Source organism: Neptunicella plasticusilytica (assembly GCF_047922965.1).
In the GTDB taxonomy this organism is placed as follows: domain Bacteria; phylum Pseudomonadota; class Gammaproteobacteria; order Enterobacterales; family Alteromonadaceae; genus Neptunicella; species Neptunicella plasticusilytica.
This window is the reverse complement of sequence record NZ_CP150481.1, coordinates 1,086,108-1,098,134: the sequence shown is the minus strand read 5'-3', so window position 1 is coordinate 1,098,134 and position 12,027 is coordinate 1,086,108. Positions and strand designations below refer to the sequence as shown.

Annotated in this window: 9 protein-coding genes; 6 read left to right on the top strand and 3 right to left on the bottom strand. The window is 45.5% G+C overall.

What is annotated here, in order from left to right; genetic code table 11:
• Nucleotides 1-37: 37 nt before the first annotated feature.
• Nucleotides 38-1,981: an alpha/beta hydrolase family protein gene (locus V1467_RS04725; RefSeq protein ID WP_416307650.1), complete on the bottom strand. Its 1,944-nt coding sequence runs from the start codon at nt 1,979-1,981 to the stop codon at nt 38-40.
• A 331-nt stretch (nt 1,982-2,312) separates the two neighbouring features.
• Between V1467_RS04725 and V1467_RS04720 the strand changes: the two genes are divergently transcribed.
• A complete protein-coding gene (locus tag V1467_RS04720; RefSeq protein WP_416307649.1) occupies nt 2,313-3,185 on the top strand; it encodes a LytR/AlgR family response regulator transcription factor in 873 nt (290 codons plus the stop codon).
• Complete coding sequence (locus V1467_RS04715) at nt 3,172-4,164, top strand: Gfo/Idh/MocA family protein (protein WP_416307648.1); 993 nt, start codon at nt 3,172-3,174, stop codon at nt 4,162-4,164. Before V1467_RS04720 ends, V1467_RS04715 begins: the two co-directional genes overlap by 14 nt.
• Nucleotides 4,165-4,280: 116 nt before the next feature.
• On the opposite strand, the gene V1467_RS04710 is transcribed toward V1467_RS04715, so the two are convergent.
• The gene (locus V1467_RS04710) at nt 4,281-5,705 is read right to left on the bottom strand and encodes an undecaprenyl-phosphate glucose phosphotransferase (protein WP_416307647.1); all 1,425 of its coding nucleotides are present in this window, start codon (nt 5,703-5,705) and stop codon (nt 4,281-4,283) included.
• Nucleotides 5,706-6,503: 798 nt separating this feature from the next.
• Here V1467_RS04710 and V1467_RS04705 point away from each other — a divergent pair.
• Genes V1467_RS04705 through V1467_RS04690 form a run of 4 tightly spaced genes read left to right on the top strand, consistent with a single transcriptional unit; the run spans nt 6,504 to nt 11,473 of the window.
• Nucleotides 6,504-7,739, top strand: coding sequence for an outer membrane beta-barrel protein (locus V1467_RS04705; RefSeq protein ID WP_416307646.1), 1,236 nt, complete (start codon nt 6,504-6,506; stop codon nt 7,737-7,739).
• Between the two features lies 1 nt (nt 7,740).
• Nucleotides 7,741-8,292: a polysaccharide biosynthesis/export family protein gene (locus V1467_RS04700; RefSeq protein ID WP_416307645.1), complete on the top strand. Its 552-nt coding sequence runs from the start codon at nt 7,741-7,743 to the stop codon at nt 8,290-8,292.
• 17 nt (nt 8,293-8,309) lie between these two features.
• Nucleotides 8,310-10,673 (top strand): GumC family protein, encoded by a 2,364-nt coding sequence (locus tag V1467_RS04695; RefSeq protein ID WP_416307644.1) that lies wholly within the window; start codon nt 8,310-8,312, stop codon nt 10,671-10,673.
• Complete coding sequence (locus tag V1467_RS04690; protein ID WP_416307643.1) at nt 10,670-11,473, top strand: tyrosine-protein phosphatase; 804 nt, start codon at nt 10,670-10,672, stop codon at nt 11,471-11,473. The genes V1467_RS04695 and V1467_RS04690 overlap by 4 nt, the downstream gene beginning before the upstream one ends.
• 22 nt (nt 11,474-11,495) lie before the next feature.
• Here V1467_RS04690 and V1467_RS04685 read toward each other — a convergent pair whose 3' ends face one another.
• Nucleotides 11,496-11,909, bottom strand: coding sequence for a 3-phosphoshikimate 1-carboxyvinyltransferase (locus V1467_RS04685; protein ID WP_416307642.1), 414 nt, complete (start codon nt 11,907-11,909; stop codon nt 11,496-11,498).
• Between the last annotated feature and the right edge of the window lie 118 nt (nt 11,910-12,027).

The window sequence follows — 12,027 nt, the reverse complement described above, 5'->3', positions numbered from 1 at the left end:
ACAAGCTATTTTTGGACACAGTATGGGCTGGTGTAAATTACAAGTACTGCTTAAGAAACTTGTCGATTTCCTCAAAAGCTTTCTGACGGTTTTTGGGAGAATCAACATAGTGTGTGCCATATTCGAGTAAAACGAGTTTAGAGTCTTTTCTTTGCTTTTTGAGGGCATCATACATATCTTCACTCTGCGAATGATGCACTATTTCGTCATTCTCACCATGAATCAATAAGACTGGCGCCTTAAAAGCACCTACATGGTTGATAGCAGAATTCTCTGTTAAATCGGCCAAATCCTCAGGCACAGAAACATCACCAATTTCGTTCTTGGCATGAGCCTTAAAACTGTCATAAAAACTATCTTTTTCAACCATGGCCGGAATGTCCGATATCCCTGCTACGCTAACAATACATTTAAATAAATCCGGACGTTGATAACCGGCGGTAAGCGCTACATATCCTCCGTAGCTTGCGCCGACTATGCACATGTTATCTGTATCAGCCCAATGATTTGCTTTAATTGCAGCAATAGCGTCATAAACGTCTTGCTGCATCAGCTTTCCCCACTGCTTGTAACCTTGCACTTCGTGAGAATTACCAAAGCCTTCAGAACCGCGAAAGTTAACCTGCGCGACAGCATAGCCACGCCGAGCTAACATTTGCACCCAGATATCAAAATGTTTGGTATCCCTGCTACTCGGACCGCCATGAGGCAATATTACCAATGGCGCGTTTTTACCTTCCGGACCGAAGGTAATGTAACCACTTAATTCATAACCATCTCGCGCCTTAAAAGAAAAAGGCTCTTTTCCCGGTAACGATTTATTTTCCAGGTAAGCATATTGAGACAACCAGAAATTAGCTTTCTTGGTGGCTAAATCAACCAGAAAATACTTTTTCGGACTGTTAGTCGAGGATGCTGAAATTATCAGTTTATTCTTATCTTGACTGCTACTGACTATATAACTCTGATATTTGGAAAAGCTTTTCTGTAACATCTCCTGGCGTGCTTTTAATTCCTCATCAAAGTAAACAATCCGGTAGTAATCGTCTGTATAACTCACTCCCGCCAGCTTGTTATCGCGGAACACTGCTCCATCAAGATCATATCCATCAACTTGGTAGACAATTTCACCAAATTCCTTGTTCTGCAAATCAAATTTTCTTAAGACTCGTTTATAGACTTCAAAGTCTGTCATCACAAACAAACTCTTCCTATCATCGGAAAAGGCGATAGGACTGAAATAAAACTCCAACCCGGATTTATAACTGTAAATTTTTTGCCATTCTTCAACAGAGCTGTTTTCTCGGAAAAATATATCAACCGTCTGTTCTTGGGTATCCTTGTCAAAGTCATAATGTAACCCTAACAAAACTTCTCCGTCGCGAGTAGATAGCCATCTCGTGATCTCCTCGGCGGCACTAACCACTTTTTCCACGTCACCATTATAAATATTGAATCTGAAAACAGCGGGGGTTTTATCGCGACCAGTATAGGTTTGCACCAAAATATGTTCTTTATCATCAGGCAGAACTGTCAACACCTTCAAATCTGAAAATAAATCAGCGTAATCATGCCGTAGTAATTTACCTAGCTTTAGTTCACGAAGTTCACTGCCGTCAATATTTATTGCAAACAAACGACTGACCATGACTTTTCTGCCGAATGCTGTTTTTGGATAGCTTGAATAGACCAGAACTCGTTCATTATTAGCCCAGCGAACCCAATCAATTCTATCCTGTGCTTTTTTAAGTTTTAAAATAGTGACCAAATCTACACTGTTGTATTTAGCCACAACAACCGATTGTTCGGTATCCAAAGCGCTCAGGGCCAGGATATTTTTGCCGTCAGGAGATAATTGGGGGCTTTCAATCATGGGTAAAGCGGCTAGATGTTCAAGAGGAATCAATTCTTGAGCTTGGCTTTGACCGATATTCATTGATAAAAAAATAAAAAGTAACAGGTATCGTTTGAACAAACGCATATCAAATCCTTATGATTAACTACATATCCTCACCCCGTTGAGCAGGATGAGATTAAATTTCGAAAAGAGGTTATAACATATGAGGAGCAGTTTCTAGAGCTTGTAATATAATGAATTAACTTGAGTTTGATATGTCTTTAGTCAACGCAGCTCAAAATAATTTTAGTCCTCCCGAACGCCAAATTGTTGTTGAGTCATCATCCCTCCAACAGTTAAAGTAAAAAGCAATTGCCCATTTCAAATACCGAGTGCCGACCGGCAATCTGGCCTAAAAGACAGCTTGGTAAGCCTTCAGGAATGAATCCGGTGATAAAATAATTAGGATGCAAATATGACTCTGTTTGAGCGCTTCGACCGTCATCGTCGTTTATATATTGGCTTGCTGTTTTTTACCTATCTGTTTATTAACAACAGCATTAACGCCACATCGGTCTGGATGGAACAGAACCGCAACGGTAAACCCGCGATTGAATTGTGGGAGCCTTTTTGCTGGGAATACACCAGTACACTCAGCATTTTGTTAATCGCCCCGCTGATATTTTATCTCTACAGCCTTTATCCACCGCGACTGACCAAAATCTGGCAACAACTGATTAAACACTTGCTCGGTACTCTGCTGTTTTCGGTTTTACATGTAGGCCTGATGGTATGGTTCCGGGAACTGATCTATTCCTGGCAGGGTGGTGATTATAATTTTGGCCCGATCCTGCGCGAATTTTTATACGAATATCGTAAAGATGCCTGGGGTTACCTATTCTTTTACGCCATGTACTATCTATACCAGTTTGTTTATAGCCGCCTAAAAGGTGAAGCCAACCTGATCGAATCGGTGGAACAATCTACCACTTCCCAATCTAAAGTCCCGGGCCATCTTCTGGTACGCAAGCTGGATAAGGAGTTTCTGGTGAAAGTCAGTGATATAGAATGGATGGAATCGTCGGGAAATTACGTTAATTTATACAGTGGCGGACGCATTTACCCGTTAAGAGCCACCCTCTCCGCAACACTTGAACGATTGGAAGCAGCGGGTTTCAGCCGCATCCATCGTAGCTACGGTGTCAATCATCAGGCTATTGATAATATCAGCTATCAACCCAGTGGTGATGGTGAAATCACCCTGAAAAGTGGTCATAAACTCAACTTGTCTCGCCGTTATAAAGACCAGTTTAAACAACAACTAGAGATAAAGAATGACAGCGCGTAAATTGGACCAGGTAAACTGGGGCATCATCGGGGTGGGTGATGTATGCGAAGTAAAAAGTGCACCGGCCATGCAGCTTGTCCCGGGTTCCAGACTGGTTGCTGTGATGCGTCGTACTGCACGTTTAGCCGAAGACTACGCCAATCGCCATCACGTCCCTAGATGGTACGATGATGCGGACAACCTAATCCAAGATCCGGATATCAATGCCATCTATATTGCTACACCACCTGACGGGCATCTGCCCTACACCTTAAAAGCCGCAGCAGCCGGTAAAGCGGTTTATGTGGAAAAGCCGATGGCGCGGAATTACACCGAATGCCAACAGATGATAAAGGCTTGTGAGCAAGCAGGCGTGCCACTTTTTGTTGCCTACTATCGGCGCTGTTTGCCTCACTTCGTCAAAGTCAAACAATGGCTTGAACAAGGTAAAATTGGCGAAGTACGTCATGTCAATGTTCAGCTTAATCAGGCTGTTCGTCCTCAGTTACTTAGCCGGATGAATAATGAGTGGCGAATCGATCCGGAAATAGCTGGTGGTGGCTATTTTTATGATTTGGGCTCACACCAGCTAGATTTGCTGGACTACCTGCTAGGCCCCATTCAACAAGCACATGGTATTGCGACCAATCAGGCCGGTTACTACAGTGCGGACGATATGGTGTGTGCCAGTTTTATGTTTGAATCAGGTGCAACCGGAACCGGTAACTGGTGCTTTAACAGCTCACAAAGTGCCACCCGTGATATCACCGAAATTATTGGCAGTCAGGGGATAATACGTTATGCGACATTTTCTGGCGGGGACGTTACCTTATTGGTTGACGGGAAAAAAACTCAACAGTTTAGCTGTCAATTGCCCAAGCATATCCAGCAACCCTTGATCCAGACTGTCGTAGTTGCTCTGACAGAAAACAGCCATTGCCCTTCAACCGGTGCCAGTGCTGCACGCACCAACTGGGTAATGGAACAGATTTGCCAATAGCTTTATCATTATCACACATAAAAAAAGCCATACAGAGCAGAATGGGTCCGCCCTGTATGGCCAAAGTCCCGGTAGTAAAAGTTGGGGTACTACCGAGAGGGACCAGAACACGTCATTTAATACGCATTTTTACTCACAAAGCCTTTAAAGGCGGTAGCCAGAATAATTTTTATATCCAGCCATACCGACCAGCGATGGATGTAATCCAGATCATATTCAACCCGCTTAACCATTTTGTTGATCGTTTCGGTTTCGCCACGGTAGCCGTTAATTTGTGCCCAACCGGTAATGCCCGGTCTGACCTTGTGACGTAACATATAGCCTTCAATTAATTTGCGATATTCTTCGTTATGCGCCACCGCGTGAGGACGAGGACCAACAATTGACATCCGGCCCTGTAACACATTAATAAATTGCGGTAACTCATCTAGCGATGTGCGTCTTAAAAACGCCCCTAACCGGGTAATGCGCGGATCATTTTTGGTGGCTTGATCGACTTTATTGCCGTTGTCCTGAGTACTCATTGAACGGAACTTATAAATCGTGATGGGTTTACCATCTAACCCATAGCGAGTCTGTTTAAAAATCGCAGGCCCCGGCGAGGTCAATTTTACTGCCAGGGCAATGATCAACATAGGCAGCGCAATCAGGCACAAAATTAAACTGGAAAATACGATATCTTCTGCCCGTTTAAGCACATCACTGCCGCCCTGGAAAGGCGTATCAAACACACTCAATGTCTGAACCGAGCCGATATTCTGCCAACGGGCGTTAATCAGGTTGTATATAAAGAAATTGGGGATGATATACACTGTTGCTGTGGTATCGCTGCATAAATTCAGAATATGCATGATGCGTTTTTCAGCACTCATCGGCATCGACAAGTAGATATAATCCACCTCATTCGACTTGGCCAGTGCTATAGCATCGTTCACATTACCGTGGATTTGATGTTGCAACTCATGCGGTAGACGATCGGGAGCGCGATCATCATAAAATCCCTTAAACTTGATACCCAGATATTCATTGTCGTCCATTTGATTGGCTAAACTGTAGCCAGAAGGCGTGGCACCAATAATCACCGCACTACGGGTGTTATGTCCGCTCTTGCGCTGTACATGTAATATCTCACGAAACACAATTCGCCAACCCAGCAGTGACAGTCCCGCAGCCGATAACCAACTAAGGATCACGCTATTTCCGTAGGGAACCAGCCAATACATAAAATAGGCAAATGTGATAGTGACAGAAGCGGTCAACAACCACACACTAGACACGGTTTTGATCATCTCCAGCGAGGATGCGGTTCGCCACGAACGGTAAATATCCAATGCTTCGGCAAACAGCATATAACTGATAATACTGACAAACAGTAACACCAGCGTAGAGGCATCAATACCAAAACCATTTGCCACCAGCACAAAGAAATACATCAGTGTGACAACAAATAAATCAACCAGTCGGTATAAAGTGGAAAATCCACTTTGATTGGACTGAATAATTCCCTTCCCTACTTTTCGACGAATAATATCGATTGCCATGATCATTCCCCTGCGAATTTAGTATTACCAAAACCGTTTTAGCTTATTTGGTACACGTCGTATTCAATCCAAAACTGCTGCAAACCCGCTAGATGACGTCCATGACGCCAATCTGCAACATGCCAATTTGCAACGCCCTATCCTGCCTTTCCCAGTCAAAATAAAACTAATAAAATCAGCTTATTACCTGTTTCAGCAGTATCCCTAAGCAAAGTCGTTACAGCGCCAACAGACAATCGATGTTTCCTATTAGCAACGAATCAACAATATGAAATTTCTGCCTACACATTGTTCTGGAAAATTACGGATTCGTTATTTTTAAAGGGCTACAACGTTCTTCCCTTAGTCAATACAGGCTTTTTTTACAGCGCGTTCAGCCTCTACACAGGTAGAAATTGCAAATCTGGTGCCAGAGAATCTGTTACAAAGGGTAAAGAGTTATTATCGGTAATCCGGACATGTCCGTAATTCACATTCCGAGAGGGCTACAGCTGGGCAAAAATTTATAGTTGAGTTAACTGGCTGGCAGAATCAGTAGTGCTTTATTCCTTTTCCGAACACAAATTGTTCGGGCAATCCAGGCCCGGGTAACCGATAGAACCCGCATCAGCAGAGTCGATGTCGCAGAAAGGGAACAAAATCCCCCTGTCTGGCGGCCCCAATTCCACTCGACAAATCCGCTTATCTGCCCAAGCTCACTTAACATAGGGTATGCCAGACAATTTCGGTTGACTGGCATACATCTGGCATAGGTCTATTGTTATTAAGTCACAGGATCATTCACGGAAGGAAAAATAAATGCGCTTAAACCTTGTTAAAGCTCATGTAGTGTTATGTTCATTGATGTTCCTTACTATCCCCTGGGCTAACGCCGCCGACCAGCAGGATAAAAAGGGCAATATTGATTTGGGTGGGTTTCTGTTTACACCTAGTCTGGATATCGAGCAGCGTTACGATGATAACTTGTTGCGGGAGTCCGGCGATAAGCTGGATAGTTGGGGTACGCTGGTGACTCCAACCTTTGTGCTGCGTAATAATTACGGCATCAACGATATGCTACTTGGTTATTCCCTCAAGCGAGGGAATTACTATTCCAGTGACGCAGACAACTTTACCGACCACCGCCTCTGGACCCAACTGGGTTATCAGCTCAATACCCGTCATCGCCTAATGCTCGACGCAGAGTATCTGGACGGTCACGATGCCCGGGGAACCCGGTATTCTATCGGCCACGGTGACGAACTACTGGAACCCGATCAATTCAAAGATACTGACATGGAGCTAACCTACCGCTATGGCGGTGAGACCGCTACCGGAAAAATCGATCTTCGCTACAGGTATAAGGGAGTGAACTACGATGGTAATAGCGTTGATTATCTGGAACGGGATAGAGATACCCATATTTTAGGTTCGACATTTTACTACCAAGTCGCCCCCAACACGGATTTGTTGTTCGACATCAGCACCGCTGAAATCAATTATGATTTTGCTCTTGAAGAACGCAACCGGCTGGATAGCACCGAGCAAAAAGCCCTTATCGGGGTGAGATGGGAGTCCACTGAAGCCACCACAGGCTTTGCCAAGATAGGTATGCGCCGCAAGGATTTCGATTCGGACCAACGCGAGAACTACGACGGCTTCGACTGGGAAGTCGGCGTGCTGTGGCAACCGGTTAACTATAGCCAGTTCGAAATCTCTACCATGAGCGATATCAAAGAAACTGATGGTCAAGGCAACTTTATCGAAAAGCGTGATTATCAATTGAGCTGGCAATATGACTGGACCGGCAGGTTTAACTCCGAACTCGAACTGCTGTATCAGGACGATACTTACGCAACCAATGCCTTGATCGTCGATGAAGTTGCAGTAGATCGTGAAGATCGCAACTGGGGTAGCAAACTCGCCGCTAACTACCAGTTCCGCCGCTGGTTGCTATTTTCCATCGCCTATCGTTATGACCAACGTAACAGTAACTTGAATAATCTGGACTTTGATCGAAATTTGTTCAGCATCTCCCTACAAGCGAGCCTTTAATATGAAAATACGTGTTGCCTTTATCCTCACTTGTCTGCTTGGCATCCTGATATTGCTAAATCCTTCAGCCCATGCCGAAACTTTTAATATGGGTCAGTACCGGCTGGGGTCAGGCGACGTCATTAAAGTGACCGTCTATGGGCAGGGTGATTTGTCGCTGGAAACCCGCTTACCCGACACCGGCATTATCAACTATCCCTTTCTGGGCGATATCAAGGCGGTAGGTATGACCGCTGCCCAGCTGGAAAATGCCATTTATCTGGGCTTAAAAGGGGATTATCTGGTCAATCCCTCGATATCCGTATCGATTGTTGAATACCGCCCTTTCTTCATTGATGGAGAAATCAAAAAACCCGGTGGATATCCTTATCAGCCGGGACTGTCTGTCGATAAAGCCGCAGCAGTGGCTGGTGGTTATACCCAGCGAGCCGCCAAAGACAACATTAAAATTCTTCGCGAGATCAATGGCGTGCAAAAGGAATTATCGCCGGTAAAAACCTCTGACACGGTGCTCCCTGGAGACATAGTGCGAGTTCAGCAAAGTTTCTTTTAAGGATGGAATAACTGACTATGAAATCGTCCAATAGCAGCGTAGAACAATTAAACGCCAGTATTTTTTCCGGCGAGCGTCGTGTCAATAAGGAACCGACTCCGCAACAAGAACAGGATCAACTGGATTTTACCCACTACTGGCATGTTATCCGTTCCTTTCAGTGGCGTATTATCGGCTTTGCCATCATTGCCACGTTATTAACGGGTTTATATGTGATGACCCTTCCTCCCAGATATACCGCTACTGCGTCTTTACTTATCGAGTCTGAACAGGCCAAGGTATTGTCTATTCAGGAAGTCTACGGACTGGATTCGAGCCGCAAGGAGTATTTCCAGACCCAGTTCGAAATACTCAAGTCCCGTAAAGTGGCACAGCGGGTGGTCGAGAAACTCGATCTGGTCAACAATCCGTTGTTTGATCCATCTCAGCAGCCTCGTACCTTAGGATGGCTCAAGGATCTCAAGGTGCAATTCACCAATGCACTACGCGAACAGGTTCCCTGGTTAGCGTCAGGCAATGAGAATGAAGATTCCGCCTCTGCTGATGAACCACCTGAAGACAAGGCTGAGGCCAAAAAAGAGCGGGTCATTCGAAGTTTTTCCTCGGGCTTGACTATTGTTCCGATTAAAAGCACCCAGGTGGTCAATATCAGTTATGAAAGTGAATCGCCCCAGCTTGCGGCCAAAATAGCCAATACTGTCGCCGAGGTATATATCGAAAGTTATCTGGAAGCCAAATTCAATATGACCAGTAAAGCCACCACCTGGTTAAATGAAAGTCTGGATGGCTTACGCCAAAAACTGACGGACTCGGAAAAACGCCTGTCCGATTTTTATGAGCGCGAAAAGTTAGTCAACATTGACGGCGTAGTCGGCTTGGCAGCCGATGAACTTCAGGGATTAAGTGAGCAATTACTGTCGGCCCAAAACGCTTTAAAACAGCAACGCGCTATTTACGAACAAATTCAAGTTAAGGATGGTAACGTCAATGCCCTGGCCCGGTTGCCAATAATTTTAAACCATCCATCGATACAGAATGTTAACCGGGAAGTAATCAAGGCGGAAAGTAAATATTCCGAGCTCAGCAAGGTGTATGGACCCAAACACCCGAAAATGATCGCCGTAACAGCAGAGATTGCCTCAATAAAACAGGCGCGGAACGCCCAGATCGAAACCCTGATCGATGGCATCGGCTCCGACTATCGAACTTCTTATCTGTCGGCACAACATAAAGTGACAGAACTGCAAAAAGAAGTGGAAGAAGCCAAAGTACGCTATCGTCGCTTATCCACGCTGGAAACGCAGCGCCGTTCACTGCAACGGGAAGTGGATATTAATCAGCAATTGTATAACTCGTTCTTTACCCGACTGAAAGAAACCAATGAGTTAGGCGGATTTGAAACTCCCAATGCCCGGGTACTGGATCCGGCTCCCGTGCCTGCCAACGCAACCAAGCCACAAAAATCGCTGATAGTGGCGGCGGTAGCGGTAGCCAGTGTCGGTTTCGGGATATTTATGGCATTAATCTTTGAAGCCTTTAATCGCGGTATCCGTTCCATTGATGATGTGGAACGCACATTAGGGCAACGAATGCTGGGACTCATCCCCTGGCAAAAACACAGACGCAACAAAGATCTGCCGCTCAGGCATTTCTTTGACAATAAACATCATTTATTCAGCGAAGCAATCCGAACGCTGCGAACCAGCATCCTGTTGCTAAATATCGACAAACCGAACAAGGTTATTCTGGTTTCCTCCAGCGTCCCCAAAGAAGGTAAAACGACCGTGGCCACCAACCTCGCCTTCGCCATGGGACAACTGGGTAAAGTCTTGCTGATCGAAGCGGATCTGCGCCGTCCGGTATTATCGCGGCTATTTGGATTACCCGGGTTCCAACCCGGTCTGGCCAATATTATCTCAGGTACTCATAGTGAAGATGAGTGTATTGTGACCGACGAATATTCCGGTGTTGATCTGCTGATGGCAGGGTCCTTGCCACCTAATCCTCAAGAAATGCTCGCATCTTTGCGTTTTAAGAGCCTAATCGGCGTACTGAGCAAGGAATATGATCATATTATTCTGGATACGGCTCCTACCCAGGCGGTAAGTGATGCGATGGTGGTATCCAAAGTCTGTGATTCACTGGTATACGTCGTCAAATCTGACAGCACCAGTGATAGTGTAATCCGCACAGGTCTGAGCCGGTTCCTGCAACTTGGTCACCGGATTGACGGCATCGTACTAAACCAGGTTGACCTTAAAAAAGCCAATAAGACCGGTGCTTTTTCGGGTTTTTATGATCAATACGGTTATCAGTGTCCCCCCGAACCTCCGGCAGGTAAACAAGAGCCGGTGTTAAATCCAAAAGCGAAAGTCAGTTGATTGATCTTCATTGCCACCTGCTTCCCGGGCTGGACGATGGACCGGCGGATATGGCCAGCTCGCTGGCCATGGCACGTCATGCTGTCGCCAGCGGCATCACTCATAGTGTTTGTACGCCCCATATTCATCATGGGCGTTATAACAACAATATGATCGGCATAGCTCGTGCTCGCGAGATTTTTGAACGACATTTACGTGAGCACAATTGCCCTCTGCAAATTGCCTGTGCCGCGGAAGTCAGAATTTGCCCTGAAATCATGCTAATGAAAGTCAATGGCACCCTGCCCTATCTGGGCTGTTGGCAAAATCAACCGGTTCTGTTGCTGGAGTTACCCCATAGCCATATTCCACCAGGTACTCGTGAACTGATTGAATGGTTACGCAGAGAAGGCGTACAGCCACTTATTGCCCATCCCGAACGTAACCGGGATGTCTGGCGTGATTACAATCAGGCTGTCAGGCTGGTCAAAATGGGCTGCCTATTGCAGGTTACCGCCGGTGTATTTAGTGGTCACTTTAATCCACCGTCCAAACAGATTGCCCGACAGCTTTTAGAAGATGGTCTAATCACTATTGTTGCTTCTGATGCCCACAGTCTGGATCGGCGTCCACCCGATATGCGCGATGCCTACCATCAAGTCTGTGAAATAACAGATGAACAAACAGCGGAGCGCCTGTTTAAAACCACCCCCTGGTCAATATCATCCTGTCTTTTTCCTGAAAAAGTCGCGGATATTCATCAGCGAACAGCCTCAAAAGACACTGTCGACACTGTAGAACAACGATTTAACGGCCGCTAAAAATGGAAATTGCCGCTTTTGTTCACGCAAACAAAGCTTTAAACCAGTCCCAGATACCCAAAGAAAAATCACCGAACAGATTAATCCCTAACGCTGATTTGAGCAGATACAAACTTAATAAACCCAACGCCCAACTGAACAGAATAAATCCGCCGACAATAAGGGCCTTAATCCATTGCGATAATTCCTGCTCGCGTGCGCTTAATTCACGACGGTTTTTACCGGCCAGAACAACAAAATAATAGCGATAGTGGAACCATTTGAACGTGCCTCTTAAATCAATTTTATGCTGTCCCCATTGACGAGACGCCAATGCAACTTTCAGACAAGTTAACTGTTTTTCGCTAAAGGACTGGCTCACGTCGTCAGGCATCCGCTCTAACAAGTTGCTAATCTGCGGGTCATCCTGTATTGCGGTTTTAAGCACCTTCCTCACAACCCCTCCATTTATCACTGTTGCTATTCGATTACACTGGTGCCTGTTTGCCACCAGGTGCGTCCCCACCCCAAGCGTGTTGGTGTAATAGGTCATTTTCTACTGTGTTTGTCCGGCA